The sequence below is a fragment of the Bradyrhizobium sp. T-12 genome, assembly GCF_058314695.1.
The window spans coordinates 4,845,453-4,857,902 of the sequence record NZ_CM177756.1 but is presented as its reverse complement, the minus strand read 5'-3'; the positions used below and the strand labels follow the sequence as shown (position 1 = coordinate 4,857,902).

14 protein-coding genes are annotated in these 12,450 nt (G+C 64.4%); 5 read left to right on the top strand and 9 right to left on the bottom strand.

The window, feature by feature from the left end:
- Positions 1 to 7: 7 nt before the first annotated feature.
- Entirely contained in the window at positions 8 to 979 is a 972-nt protein-coding gene (gene egtD / locus AC0WRY_RS23220) for an L-histidine N(alpha)-methyltransferase (RefSeq protein WP_313754866.1), read from the bottom strand.
- Positions 980 to 1,029: 50 nt separating this feature from the next.
- On the bottom strand, positions 1,030 to 2,325 hold the full coding sequence (gene egtB / locus AC0WRY_RS23215; protein WP_194403135.1) for an ergothioneine biosynthesis protein EgtB: 1,296 nt from the start codon (positions 2,323 to 2,325) through the stop codon (positions 1,030 to 1,032).
- Between the two features lie 250 nt (positions 2,326 to 2,575).
- On the opposite strand from egtB, the gene grxD reads away from it, so the two are divergent.
- Genes grxD through AC0WRY_RS23195 form a run of 4 tightly spaced genes read left to right on the top strand, consistent with a single transcriptional unit; the run spans position 2,576 to position 6,053 of the window.
- The gene (grxD, locus tag AC0WRY_RS23210; RefSeq protein ID WP_181769420.1) at positions 2,576 to 2,902 is read left to right on the top strand and encodes a Grx4 family monothiol glutaredoxin; all 327 of its coding nucleotides are present in this window, start codon (positions 2,576 to 2,578) and stop codon (positions 2,900 to 2,902) included.
- 2 nt (positions 2,903 to 2,904) lie between these two features.
- The gene (locus AC0WRY_RS23205; protein WP_491121084.1) at positions 2,905 to 3,459 is read left to right on the top strand and encodes an O-acetyl-ADP-ribose deacetylase; all 555 of its coding nucleotides are present in this window, start codon (positions 2,905 to 2,907) and stop codon (positions 3,457 to 3,459) included.
- A gap of 43 nt (positions 3,460 to 3,502) precedes the next feature.
- Positions 3,503 to 4,789 (top strand): serine hydrolase domain-containing protein, encoded by a 1,287-nt coding sequence (locus tag AC0WRY_RS23200; RefSeq protein ID WP_194403133.1) that lies wholly within the window; start codon positions 3,503 to 3,505, stop codon positions 4,787 to 4,789.
- A gap of 1 nt (position 4,790) precedes the next feature.
- Complete coding sequence (locus AC0WRY_RS23195) at positions 4,791 to 6,053, top strand: serine hydrolase domain-containing protein (protein WP_491121080.1); 1,263 nt, start codon at positions 4,791 to 4,793, stop codon at positions 6,051 to 6,053.
- A 108-nt stretch (positions 6,054 to 6,161) separates the two neighbouring features.
- Here the strand turns inward: AC0WRY_RS23195 and AC0WRY_RS23190 are convergent, their stop codons facing one another.
- The 7 genes from AC0WRY_RS23190 to murI form a co-directional block, all read right to left on the bottom strand.
- Complete coding sequence (locus AC0WRY_RS23190; protein WP_491121078.1) at positions 6,162 to 7,229, bottom strand: threonine aldolase family protein; 1,068 nt, start codon at positions 7,227 to 7,229, stop codon at positions 6,162 to 6,164.
- 19 nt (positions 7,230 to 7,248) lie between these two features.
- A complete protein-coding gene (locus tag AC0WRY_RS23185) occupies positions 7,249 to 7,560 on the bottom strand; it encodes a type II toxin-antitoxin system RelE/ParE family toxin (protein ID WP_491121076.1) in 312 nt (103 codons plus the stop codon).
- Positions 7,561 to 7,824: 264 nt separating this feature from the next.
- Complete coding sequence (rpsD, locus tag AC0WRY_RS23180) at positions 7,825 to 8,442, bottom strand: 30S ribosomal protein S4 (protein ID WP_027548656.1); 618 nt, start codon at positions 8,440 to 8,442, stop codon at positions 7,825 to 7,827.
- A gap of 199 nt (positions 8,443 to 8,641) precedes the next feature.
- Positions 8,642 to 9,409, bottom strand: a complete 768-nt coding sequence (locus AC0WRY_RS23175; protein ID WP_194403130.1) for an acyltransferase — start codon at positions 9,407 to 9,409, stop codon at positions 8,642 to 8,644.
- Between the two features lie 105 nt (positions 9,410 to 9,514).
- A complete protein-coding gene (locus AC0WRY_RS23170; protein WP_194403129.1) occupies positions 9,515 to 9,898 on the bottom strand; it encodes a cupin domain-containing protein in 384 nt (127 codons plus the stop codon).
- Between the two features lie 67 nt (positions 9,899 to 9,965).
- Complete coding sequence (locus AC0WRY_RS23165) at positions 9,966 to 10,739, bottom strand: HpcH/HpaI aldolase family protein (protein WP_194403128.1); 774 nt, start codon at positions 10,737 to 10,739, stop codon at positions 9,966 to 9,968.
- A 61-nt stretch (positions 10,740 to 10,800) separates the two neighbouring features.
- Positions 10,801 to 11,598 carry a glutamate racemase gene (gene murI, locus AC0WRY_RS23160; protein ID WP_194403127.1) on the bottom strand — a complete coding sequence of 266 codons (798 nt, stop codon included), beginning with the start codon at positions 11,596 to 11,598 and terminating at the stop codon, positions 10,801 to 10,803.
- Between the two features lie 205 nt (positions 11,599 to 11,803).
- Here murI and AC0WRY_RS23155 point away from each other — a divergent pair, with 205 nt between their 5' ends.
- Positions 11,804 to 12,445 (top strand): glutathione S-transferase family protein, encoded by a 642-nt coding sequence (locus tag AC0WRY_RS23155; RefSeq protein ID WP_491121072.1) that lies wholly within the window; start codon positions 11,804 to 11,806, stop codon positions 12,443 to 12,445.
- The last annotated feature ends 5 nt before the right edge of the window (positions 12,446 to 12,450 follow it).

Genomic DNA, 12,450 nt, shown 5'->3' with positions numbered 1-12,450 from the left:
GGGAAGCCTACTCCGCGACCTCCAGCGCGTGCACCGAGAACATCTTCGCCGCATCCGTCCAGCTTTCGCGCACTCGCCAGCCGGCGCCTTGCGCCAGCGCGGAAAAGCGCTCGAGGCTGTATTTGTAGCTGTTCTCGGTGTGGATGCTCTCGCCCGGGCGGAACGAGAAGCTGGTGCCGAGCAGGCGGACGGTCTGGCTCTTTTTGCTGATCAGATGCATCTCGATGCGGTGCCGCTCGCGGTTGTAGATCGCGCGATGAGTGAAGGCGGACAGGTCGAAATTACCGCCGAGCTCGCGGTTGATGCGGACCAAGACATTGAGGTTGAAGCGCGCGGTGACGCCGGCAGCATCGTTGTAGGCGTCATGGAGCACGCGCTCGTCCTTCTCGAGGTCGGCGCCGATGATCATCTGCGCGCCGCGGCCGAGGATCTTGCGTGCGCTCTTCAGGAAGGCCTGCGCCTCCTGCGGCTCGAAATTGCCGATGGTCGAGCCGGGGAAGAAGCCGACCTTGGGCATGGACGCGACCGCCTTCGGCAGCTCGAACGGCGTGGTGAAATCGGCCGCGACCGGATAGATGCCGAGCGCGGGGAAATCCCGCTTCAGGCCATTCGCCTGCGCTTTCAGGAAGTCGCCGGAGATGTCGACGGGGACATAGGCCGCGAATTTGCAATGATCCAACAGCAGGCGAACCTTGGTGGTCGCGCCGGCGCCGAACTCGACCAGCGCTGCGTGCTCCGGAATGATCTTCGCGATCTCGCGGCCGCGCTCGGTCAGGATCGCAAGCTCGGTGCGTGTCGGATAATACTCCGGCAGCTTCGTGATCGCCTCGAACAGCTCCGATCCTGTCGCGTCATAAAAGTATTTCGGCGACAGCTTTTTCGGCTGCTGCGAGAGGTCCTCGATCGCCTCGCGGGCGAAGGCGGTCGTCTGCTCGTCGGGAAGATGGGCTTCGGCCAAAGCGCTGGCGTGCACATTCATGATACTCTCCTGAACGCGCTGTCCGGCGCGCATTTGTCGTGGGATAGTTTCTACTCGTAGTCGGCGAGCCGCAGCCCGGTGAACTGCCAGCGGTGGTGCGGATAGAAGAAGTTCCGATAAGTGATACGACTATGGCCCTCCGGAGTTGCAAGCGAGGAGCCGCGCAGCACCAATTGGTTGACCATGAATTTGCCGTTGTACTCGCCGAGCGCCCCTTCGACGGCGCGATAGCCCGGGTAGGGCGAATAGGAGCTGCGCGTCCATTGCCAGACGATGCCGAAGGCGTCGTTGAGCTGGCCCGCGCGGGCCGCGACCTCCCATTCCATCTCGGTCGGCAGATGCTTGCCGGCCCAGCGGGCATAGGCGTCGGCCTCGTAATAGCTGACATGGCAGACCGGTGCGTCGGGATCGACCGGCCTGAGGCCGGCGAGCGTCATCATCTGCCACCCGCCGTCGGCTTCACGCCAATGGCCGGGCGCCTGCCAGTCGTCCTTGCTGGCCGCGGCAAAGCCGTCCATCAGCCACAACGTCGCGGTCCGATAGCCGCCGTCGCGCATGAAGGCGAGCCACTCACCATTGGTGACGAGGTTGCGCGCGACCTTGACCGGCCCGACGAGAGCGCGATGGGCCGGCTTCTCGTTGTCGAAATGAAAGCTGTCCTCGACATGGCCGACGGTGTGGATGCCCTCGTTGAGGTGCAGCCAGTCATCACCGGTGCGGGTCGCGGCGGGAAAGCGCCAGTCCGGGTCGTAGGCCGGATAGACCGGGTTCTGCGCAAAAGCGTGCAGGATGTCGGTGAACATCAATTCCTGATGCTGCTGCTCGTGGTTCAGCCCGACCTCGACCAGCGGCGCGATCTCGCGAAGCTTGTCCGCGCCGGTCTCGCGGAAGAATTTGACGACGGCCGCATCGACATGTCTGCGATAGGCACCGACTTCGTCGGCGCTGGGACGGGTGATGTCGCCGCGATGATTGCGCGCATGACGCGGGCCGGCGCTGACGTAATAGGAATTGAACAGGAACGCGAAATCGGGGTGGAAGGGCCGATAGCCCGCGGCGTGCTCGCCGAGCAGGAATTGCTCCCAGAACCAGGTGGTATGCGCCCGATGCCATTTCGTCGGGCTGGCATCCGGCATGGACTGGATCTGCTGGTCCTCAGGCGAAAGCGGCGCGGCCCGACGTTCGGTCTCATTGCGGACGGCAAGATATGCGTCCTGAAGCCTCTGGGCGAGGCCGCCCTGACCGGACAATGACGAAAGCGGGGCAGTGGCCGTAGCGGAGGCTTGTTTCGTCACGTTTTTCTCCAGACAGGACAAGAGAACGTTGTTGGCGTTGCCCGGTTCCAAAACCAGGGTTCGTCCTAGATAGGGGCTCCGTTACGGTATGAAAGTCCTCTAGGGCGATGATATTGATGTCATCAGCCTATGGACAGGCTTGGGGCCCGCTGGGGTCAAGCCGGCCACCGTGGAGCTTGTCGCCGCCATTTTACTTTGGATGCACAACGGTTTGGGCTACATATATAGGCAGGTATCGGGTTAGATCGGCAGAGCCAGCCCGAAGCGATCGGTGAGGGCTTCGCCCCAAAAGGACACGGATATGAGCATCGAGGAATTCATCGCAAACGAAGTGAAGTCGAACGACGTGGTTCTGTTCATGAAGGGCACGCCGCAATTTCCGCAGTGCGGTTTCTCCGGCCAGGTCGTCCAGATCCTCGACCATATCGGCGTCGGCTATAAGGGCCTCAACGTTCTCGAATCCGCAGAACTGCGTAACGGCATCAAGACCTTCTCCAATTGGCCGACCATCCCGCAGCTCTATGTGAAGGGCGAGTTCGTAGGCGGCTGCGACATCGTCCGCGAGATGTTCCAGGCTGGCGAACTGCAGCAGCTGTTCTCGGAGAAGGGCGTCGTCGTCGCTGCCTGATCGTGACCGTGCCGACGCGCCGGATTGGCGGCGCGGTGCTCGAGGTCATTGTTGCCGACATCACCACACTGAGCGTTGACGCCATCGTCAACGCCGCCAATACGTCGCTCCTTGGCGGGGGCGGCGTGGATGGCGCGATCCATCGGGCAGCCGGCCCCGATCTGGTTGCCGAATGCCGCACGCTCCACGGCTGCAAGACCGGCGATGCCAAGATCACCGGGGGCTACCGGCTCAAGGCTTCCCATGTGATCCACACCGTCGGGCCGGTCTGGAACGGCGGCACGATCGGCGAGGATGGCCTGCTCGCCTCCTGCTATCGCCGTTCGTTGGAGCTGTGCGGGACGCACAGGCTGACCTCGGTGGCATTCCCCGCAATTTCGACCGGCGTTTTCCGTTTTCCAGCCGACCGGGCTGCCGACATCGCCGTGCGCACGACGATCGAGGGCCTGACGGCTGCGCCGTCCGTAACCCGGGTCGTGTTCTGCTGCTTCGCGGAGCCAGGCGCCAAACTCCATGCCGAGGCGCTTGCTCGCCACGCCGGCCCTTGTGCCGACTGAAGCGGTCGGTACACTCCGCCGGACCATGTTCCGGGGAGGGGATATGATTTCAAAGTCTGGACTGCGTGTGCTGGTTTGTGGCGCGCTGGTGTCGCTTGGCGCGATGTCGCTGGCGCGGGCGGAGGGCACTTACGAGATTCCGGCGGGGGCGCATTTCAACCAGGACAAGCTCGGCAGGATCAGCGAGTTCTTCAAGAACGAGGTCGCGACCGGCAAGATCGCCGGCGCAACTGTCCTGATCCGGCAGCACGGCAAGCCAGTCTATCATGAGGCCTTCGGTGTGCAGGATGTGGTCAGCAAGGCGCCGATCACCGACAAGACCATCTTCCGCCTGTTCTCGATGTCCAAGGCGATCACCTCGGTCGTAGCGATGCAATTGGTCGAAGATGGCAAGATCAAGCTCGATGATCCCGTCTCGAAATACATTCCGTCCTTCGCCAATGTGAAGGTCGGCGTCGAGAAGAAGGCCGAGGACGGCACCAAGTCGCTCGAGCTGGTGCCGCCCAACCGGCCGATGACGGTGCACGATCTGATGACGCACACCTCGGGCATCACCTATGGCTTCTATGGCGACAGCCTGGTCCGCAAGGCGTATCGCGACGCTAACATTTATGCCGGCGATTTCGATCTTGCCGAGTTCGCCGAGCGCATCGCGAAACTGCCGTTGCACAACCAGCCGGGCGCGCTCTGGCAATATGGCCATTCCACCGACGTCCTGGCCCGCGTGATGGAGATTGCGGCCGGCAAGCCGCTGATCGACATCATGCGGGAGAAGCTGCTCGATCCGCTCGGCATGGTCGACACCGGCTTCTTCGTCACCGCCCCCGAGAAGCAGAAGCTGATGGCGCAGCCGGTGCCGAACGATGCCGATTTCCGGGTCGGCCGGATCAACGATCCGACCGTCGTCAAGAAGATCCAGTTCGCCAGCGGCGGCATGGTCACGACCATGGCCGACTATGAGCGCTTCGCGCAGATGCTGCTCAATGGCGGCAGCCTCGACGGCAAGACCATCCTCAAGCCCGCGACGTTCAAGCTGATGACCACCGACCAGATCGGCCCGGGCTCCGGCGTCGATCGCGATTATTTCTACTTCCCCGGCGACGGTTTCGGCTTCGGCCTCGGGCTCGCGGTCCGCACCGATCCCGGCAACGCCAAGCCGCCGCCGCCCGGCGACCTCGGTGAATTGAAGTGGGACGGCGCGTCCGGCTGCTATTTCGTGATCGATCCCAAGCAGGACATGTTCTTCGTGCTGCTGGAGCAGACCCCGACCGAGCGCCAGCGCGTGCAGCGGACCTTGAAGCAGCTGGTCTACGAAGCCATGGAGAAGTGACATGAGCAGGCGCCGCGCCTTTCTCGCGGCGCTCGTTCTTCTGGTAGGAGTGGCCGGTGCGAAGGCCGGCTCCGAGACGCGTGCTGCCCGCACGCTCTCGGCCGAAGGGCTGGCGAAGGTCTCCACCTACATCAGGAACGAGGTCGCGACCGGGAAGATCCCCGGCGCCATCCTGCTGCTGCAGCAGCACGGCAAGTCGGTCTATTGCGAGAATTTCGGCGTCCGCGACGTCGCCACCGCGATCCCGATGAGCGCGGATACGATCTTCCGCCTCTATTCGATGTCGAAGCCGATCACGTCGGTGATGGCGATGATGCTGGTCGAAGAGGGCAGGCTCGCGCTCGAGGATCCCGTCGCAAAGTACATTCCGGCTTTTGCCGAGATGAAGGTCGGCGTCGAGAGGAGGGGCACGGCGGACAAGGTTGCGCTCACGCTGGAGCCGCAACAGCGTCCCGTCACGATCAAGGATCTGCTGCGTCATACAGCGGGCCTGCCCTACGGAGCCACGGGCGGCAGTAGGGTGCGCGAGCTCTATGCTGCGGCCGATCTCTTCAATAGCGATCTGTCCAACGCCGATTTCGTCGCGAAGCTCGCGACGCTGCCGCTCGCCGAGCAGCCGGGCACGGTGTGGGACTACGGCTTTGCCACCGACGTGCTCGGCCGCGTTGTCGAAATCATCTCGGGCAAGACGCTGTTCCAGTTCGAAAAGGAAAGGCTACTCGATCCGCTCGGCATGAGCGAAACCGCGTTTCACGTCGCCGATGCCGCCAAGTTTCCGCGTATCGCCGAGCCGATGCCGGAGGACCGCAACATCAGTCCGACGACGCAGATTCGCGACGTCAGGCGGCCCGTGACCTGGGAATCGGGCGGCGCCGGCCTGGTCGGCACGGTGGGCGACTATGCGCGGTTCGCGCAGATGCTGCTGAATGGCGGCACGTATGAAGGCCGGCGCTATCTCAAGCCCGAGACCATTGCGCTGATGGCGTCGGATCACGTCGGCCCCGAAACCAACATCGGGCGCGACCAGAACTATTATCCGGGCGGCAGTTCCGGCTTCGGCCTCGGCTTCGCCGTGCGCACCTCGGTGCCGCCGGGGACGTCATGGCCACTGGGCGAATATCGCTGGGACGGCGTCGGCGGAACCTTCTTCTTCATCGATCCCGAAGACGATCTGTTCGGGATCTTCATGGTGCAGACGCCCTCGCAGCGCGGCCGGATTCAATTGGCGCTGAAGACGCTGATCTATCAGGCGATGGGGCGGTGAGCGCGGATGGCTTCGTAGCCCGGATGGAGCGCAGCGCAATCCGGGAGTCTTGCCGCCGAAAGATGACCCGGATTACGCTTGCGCTCCATCCGGGCTACGGCAGCTCAATTACGCTCCGCGCACGATCTCGCGCACGTAGCCGATCGTCTCCTCGATCTGGCCCGCGTCGACGTCGAGATGGGTGCAGGCGCGGATGCGTCCGTCCATCATCGCGAGCGTGACGCCGCGCTGGCGCAGCGCCGCGACCATCTTGTCGCCGGCAATGCCGGCGCCGTCGGGCTTGAAGAACACGAGGTTGGTCTCGGGCTCCTGCACCTCGATCCCTGCGATCTGCGACAGCCCGCGGGCGAGGGCCCGTGCATTGGCATGGTCGTCGGCGAGGCGGTCGACGTGGTGGTCGAGCGCGTAGATGCAGGCGGCGGCGCAGATTCCGGCCTGGCGCATCGAGCCGCCGAGACGCTGCTTCCACTGCCAGACCGCGTCGATGAAGGTGCGCGAGCCTGCGAGCACGCCGCCGATTGGCGCGCCGAGGCCCTTGGAGAAATCGATCCAGGCCGAGTCCCAGCCGGCGGTCATGTCGCGCGGAGAGATACCACTGGCGACGGTGGCATTGAGCAGGCGCGCGCCGTCCATGTGAGTGACGAGGCCATGCTGCTTGGCAATCGCGACGATCTCGTCGAGCGCGGCCTTCTTCCAGATCGTGCCGCCGCCGATGTTGGCGGTCTGCTCGACGCTCACGACGGTCTGCGGCGGCTGGTAGCGCGTGCGCGGATGCAGCGCCTTGCGAAAGGTTTCCGGCGTGAACTGGCCGTCGGGTCCCTTGAGCTGCGTGACCTGGAAGCCGCCGATCGCGGCATGCGCGCCGCCTTCGCGGGCGATGATGTGCGCGGTCTCATGCGCGAGGATCTCGTCGCCGGGGCGGCAATGCACCAGCGTCGCGGTGACGTTGCACATCGTGCCCGAGGGCATGTAGACCGCGGCTTCCTTGCCGAGCAGATCCGCAACGCGCTCGCACAGCGCATTCACGGTCGGATCGTCGCCGACCTGCTCGTCGCCGACCTCGGCGCGCGCCATGGCATCGCGCATCGCAGCCGTCGGCTTGGTCTGCGTGTCCGAGAGCAGATTGATGCGCACCGGCGGCGCCTTGGGATCAACAGGGGGAGGGGTGTAGAGCATGGCTGGTCTCGTCATTCGTCTAGTCGAATAGTTGCGGTCTGATGTCTTGCGCACCGTGAAGGACGGCGCGGATTTCGACGTGGTCGGTCTGCATCGTGTAGAAGATCAGATGGGATGGGAAGCGGAAACGTGGGTAGCCGACCGCGAGTTCGTCCACTTGCTGGCCGATGAGAGGGAAATCGGCGAGACGTCCGAACGAGCGGATCAGGCCTGCATAATAGGCTTCGGCCTGATACTTTCCGAAGCGGCTCTCGGTGAAATCGTAAATGTCGATCAGATCGGCCCGGGTACGCTCCGATAGCCGGTACTCAGCCATGGCGCCGCCGAGCAACACGTCGCCGCGCGGCAGCGAGGATATCTTCCGGAGTGTCCGAAGTGAAATTGTTGCAATCGGGCTGAGCGAACAGGGCTTGATATCGGCGGACCTGCTCGTCGCGGGGCAGCTTGGCCCATGCCTCGAGCTCCGCTTCCGAAGGCGTTGCCGATGGAACGATATTAGTGAGCTGGTCGGCAGTCTGGGACATCAATAATTGTAGGATACCATAAAAAAAGGCCCCGGAAACCGGGGCCTTTGAATGTCGTTCTGCCGTGCTTATCAGCGCGAATAGAATTCGACGACCAGATGGGGCTCCATCTGCACCGGGAACGGCACGTCGGAGAGGCCGGGGATGCGGATGTACTTAGCAGTCATCTTGCCGTGGTCGACTTCGAGATAGTCGGGCGTGTCGCGCTCGGGGAGCTGGCTGGCTTCGAGCACATGGGCCAGCTGCTTGGAGGCTTCCTTGACCTCGATCACGTCGCCGACCTTGAGCTGATAGCTCGAGATGTTGACCTTGCGGCCGTTCACCTTGATGTGGCCGTGGTTGATGAACTGGCGGGCGGCAAAGATCGTCGAGACGAACTTGGCGCGGTACACGACCGCGTCGAGACGGCGCTCGAGCAGACCGATCAGGTTCTCGCCGGTGTCACCCTTGAGGCGGCTCGCCTCGACATAGATGCCGTGGAACTGACGCTCGCTGATGTTGGCGTAGTAGCCCTTCAGCTTCTGCTTGGCGCGCAGCTGCACGCCGAAGTCGGAGAGCTTGCCCTTGCGGCGCTGGCCGTGCTGGCCGGGGCCGTACTCGCGGCGGTTCACGGGGCTCTTCGGGCGGCCCCAGATGTTCTGGCCCATACGGCGATCGATCTTGTACTTCGCCTCACTGCGCTTAGTCATCGCGTCCTCTTCGGTTGCATGGTTTGAGGAAACGCGCCCTCCTGTGTGACGGGATGGATCCCGGCACCGACAGGTCCGATCCCCAAAGCTCAAGGGAGTGGACCACGGGTCGCGAAACGCTTCGCGGGCCGAAATCGGCCCGCGAGCAGGCGGCTTTTAGGGGAGTTTGGGGTTCGCTGTCAATGCGAATGGCCCGGAATCACGTCCCGACCGCCCGGATCGGCTTTGCGCCGGCCGCTCGCAATTCGGCAGCGATTTCAGTGTTCAGGACCTGTTCCAGCCGGGTCAGGACCCGGGCAATGGGGGCAGCGTCCGTGACCCGGTGATCCCAGCGGATCACGACGTGGATGGTCTGGTCGGGCTCGACCAATCCGTAGCTGACGATGAAGGGGCCCGGCGTGACCGGATGGAGCTCGCCGCCGCCATAGGCGGCCACCGAGCTGACCGCGAAGCTGCCGAACCAGTTGCCGCGCTGCCGGCCGAAATTCAGGCCGATGGCCCAGGACAGGCGGCGCAGCGGCAGCGGCAGGCGGGTCGCCCGCATGATCTTGCGGAACATCGGGACGTCGTCAATCGGTGCCGTCTTGGCGCGCCGGATCTCCGCCTCGACCGCGGCCAGTGCCATGGCCTCGGGCGCCGCGATTCGCTGCGGCATCACGCATTCCTCGCCAGCCTCGACCCGGGCAATTGCCACCAGAGCCACGCTCCTGGGCAGCTCGTAGAGCGTGGGACGGGGCCATTTGGCGTAGACGGTGCGCAGGATCGGCTCGTCCCTGGCGACCAGGGCGAAGGCCTTGACGAACATCGCGGCCCAGCCGGCGGGCGCGGCTGCGCCGGCGCGGGCCTCCAGCAGGGGGCGGATCTGGAGCGAACGAGACAGCGACACGAACGGCACGTCCATCGACGCCCGCATGAGGTCGCAAATCAGGCGGCGCGGCAGCGAAATGGTTTTGGGCGTCCCGCGCATCGCTCGTTCAATTCCCGCAGATGAAAAAATGTGCAGCGAGCGGGTTCCCGCTCGCCGCCTGCTTTAGCACGAACCAACCCGCCTGGGGTCGGTCGGTTCGACGCATCAGGGCGCCGGCGAGGCCAGCGGCTTGGTCTTGTCGACGACGTAAACTCCCAGCACTTTCATAGCCTTATCGCCATGAGCCTTGGCGTCATGCACGACACCTGCCGGGATCTGGTAGGAATCGCCGGCTTTCAGGGTTTTCTCGGGCTGCCCATCAATCAGGAGGTTCAGCTCGCCTTCCAGGACGTAGCCGGTCTCGATGCCGGGATGGGTATGACGTCCGGCGGTGCCCCCGGCCGGGATTTCCGCGATGGCAGTGACGGTATTATGGCCCTCCGGGAATTCGACCTTCTGAAGCGGAGTGCGCTTGATTCCGGGCTGCTGGGCGAAGGCGGCCACGGCAAGGCCGGCAAAGGTCAAAGCGAGCAAAGTCTTTTTGAGCATGGTTGTTTTCCTCCCGGGCGCGACCCTAGCAGCGTCGCGGTTCCCGGCAAGGTGGCAATCAGCTCGCTCAGCGCTTGATGCCGTCGAACGCCCCCATGATGCCGCGCTGGAAAAGCGACCAGTCGAAGCCGAGCGCGATGGCGCGGTAGCCGCGATCGACAAGCGCGTTGGCCTGGTCGGCGGTGCGGGCAACGCCGCCGATCGGCACGCCGCTTCTGAGAATGCCGGCCTCCGCGCGCGCGACCAGCTCCAGCAATTCCGGATCGTCCATCTGGCCGCGCTTGTTGATGGACGTCGCGAGATCGCCGGGGCCGATCACCGCGACGTCGATGCCCGGCGTCGCCATGATCTCGTCGATGCGGTTGACAGCCTCGACATGCTCGATGGTGATCATGCAGATCATCTCGTCGTCGGCGCTGGCCATGTAGTCCGGCATCGACTGGCCCCAGCGGAACGGGGCATGGAAGGGACCCCAGAGCCGATCGCCGCGCGGCGGATAGCGTACGCTGCGCACCGCCTTTTCGGCGTCCGCGCGGCTGGTGATCATCGGGAAGTTGATACCGAAGGCACCGATGTCCATCGGCGCCTTGGCAAGCCACGGCTCGTTGGCCGCGATCCGCACCAGGGGCGTGCACGGCGTGCCCGTCGTCGCGGCGATCATCGCGTGCGCTTCGGTCAGCCCGATCGGTCCATGCTCGAGATCGACGATGATCCAGTCGAGCGAGCGCGCCATGATCTGCACCATCTGCACGCTCGGGATGGTCGCGATCGCGCCGAAGGCGGGGCGCCCGTCGCGCCAGAGCTGGCGGAGACGGTTGAGTGGCGTGGACGGGATCGACATGGAAAGGCCTGCAGCTAGGTGACTACGGCAAAGCCTAGCAGCGCAGCACCGAGGCGCAAGGTCAGGCCAGCGCGCGCCCGCCGAAGAACGGCGTCAGCGTGGCCGAAAGGCCGTGCGCGCGGTTCGAGGTGAAGATCATCTCGGCGCCGGACTGCACGATGTCGCCAGTGCGCGGGCCGAGTAGATCCGAGACGCGGCGGGCGATTGCCGGCGCCGGATCGATCCAGTCGACCGGCCAGGGTGCCAGCCGCTTCAGACGGTCCAGCAGCAGCGGATAATGGGTGCAGGCGAGCACGATTGTATCGGTGCGTGCGCCGGCGTCCTCGGCATCGCCGACGAAGCAGGGGGCGAGCTCGGCAAGGACGTCGCCGTCGCTGATCGGGTGGCCGCCAAGCGCGGCTTCGGCGAGCGAGGCGAGCTCGGGTGAGCCGACCAGCGTCACCTCGCAGCCTTGCGCGAAATCGCGGATCAGGGCCTTGGTGTATTCGCGCTTCACCGTGCCCTTCGTGCCGAGCACCGAGACGCGGCGGGTCCTCGACTGTGCGCAGGCCGGCTTGATCGCCGGCACGGTGCCGACGAAGGGCACGGAATAGGCGGCGCGCAAGTGAGACAGGACCAGGGTGGACGCCGTGTTGCAGGCGATGACGACGATATCAGGGTCATGCGTGCCGATCAGCTCCCCCATCAGCGGCACGACGCGGGCGATGATCTCGTCCTCGCTGTGGTGGCCGTAGGGGAAGAAGGCGTCGTCGGCGACGTAGACAAAGTGCGCGTCGGCGCGCGCCGCCACGACCTCACGCAGCACCGTGAGCCCGCCAAGGCCGGAATCGAACATCAGGATCGTCGGAGAATTGGTCACGTCATTACCCTAGCCCACCATGGTTACCATTCGGTTTTTGGGGCGGTTTTGCGGCGGAGCACCCAGAACGCGTTGGCGAGGTTCATTTCGCGTGCCCGATCATATCCGCAAAATTCCGGGGGAGAGGGAAGTACGACGCACACCTCTCCGAACGAGGGCGTAAGGTACCTCGCGGCTGGTCCAATTTGCGCTTCCAGGAGGCGTCATGCTCACTGTCCATCATCTCGGCAAATCGCAGTCCGAGCGCATCGTCTGGCTCTGTGAGGAGCTCGGAATTCCTTACGAGCTGAAGCGCTACACCCGCGATCCCGTCACCATGCTGGCGCCGCCCGACTACAAGGCGCTGCATCCGATCGGGGCGGCGCCGGTGATCACCGACGGCGATCTCGTGCTGGCCGAATCCGGCGCCATCGTCGACTACATCATGGCCAGATACGGCAATGGGCGCCTCGTGCCCCGGCCCGATGATCCGGATTTCGCCCAGTTCCTGTACTGGTTTCACTTTGCCAACGGCACGCTGCAGGCCGGCATGGGCCGCCTGATGATCCTGAGCCGGCTCAAGCTCGCCGAGGACAATTCGATGCTGGTCGCCACCAAAGGGCGCGTCGACCGTGCCTTCGATCTGGTCGATGCGCGCGTCCGCGATGCCGAATATCTGGCCGGCACCACCTTCACCACCGCCGACATCATGATCGGCTTCTCGCTCACCACGATGCGCTACTTCCAGCCTTATGACCTCCAGCGTTGCCCGAACGTGGTCAAATATCTCGGCCGCATCGGCGGTCGTCCAGCCTATCGGCGCGCAATGGAGAAGGGCGATCCGGGCATGGCGCTGCTGCTGAGCTGAGTGTC

Bases quoted from the DNA above. Each gene is read 5' to 3' on its own strand.
- egtD (WP_313754866.1), bottom strand. From the start codon at position 979: ATGAATGTGCACGCCAGCGCTTTGGCCGAAGCCCATCTTCCCGACGAG.
- grxD (WP_181769420.1), top strand. From the start codon at position 2,576: ATGAGCATCGAGGAATTCATCGCAAACGAAGTGAAGTCGAACGACGTG.
- AC0WRY_RS23200 (WP_194403133.1), top strand. From the start codon at position 3,503: ATGATTTCAAAGTCTGGACTGCGTGTGCTGGTTTGTGGCGCGCTGGTG.
- AC0WRY_RS23195 (WP_491121080.1), top strand. From the start codon at position 4,791: ATGAGCAGGCGCCGCGCCTTTCTCGCGGCGCTCGTTCTTCTGGTAGGA.
- AC0WRY_RS23190 (WP_491121078.1), bottom strand. From the start codon at position 7,229: ATGCTCTACACCCCTCCCCCTGTTGATCCCAAGGCGCCGCCGGTGCGC.
- rpsD (WP_027548656.1), bottom strand. From the start codon at position 8,442: ATGACTAAGCGCAGTGAGGCGAAGTACAAGATCGATCGCCGTATGGGC.
- AC0WRY_RS23175 (WP_194403130.1), bottom strand. From the start codon at position 9,409: ATGCGCGGGACGCCCAAAACCATTTCGCTGCCGCGCCGCCTGATTTGC.
- AC0WRY_RS23170 (WP_194403129.1), bottom strand. From the start codon at position 9,898: ATGCTCAAAAAGACTTTGCTCGCTTTGACCTTTGCCGGCCTTGCCGTG.
- AC0WRY_RS23165 (WP_194403128.1), bottom strand. From the start codon at position 10,739: ATGTCGATCCCGTCCACGCCACTCAACCGTCTCCGCCAGCTCTGGCGC.
- AC0WRY_RS23155 (WP_491121072.1), top strand. From the start codon at position 11,804: ATGCTCACTGTCCATCATCTCGGCAAATCGCAGTCCGAGCGCATCGTC.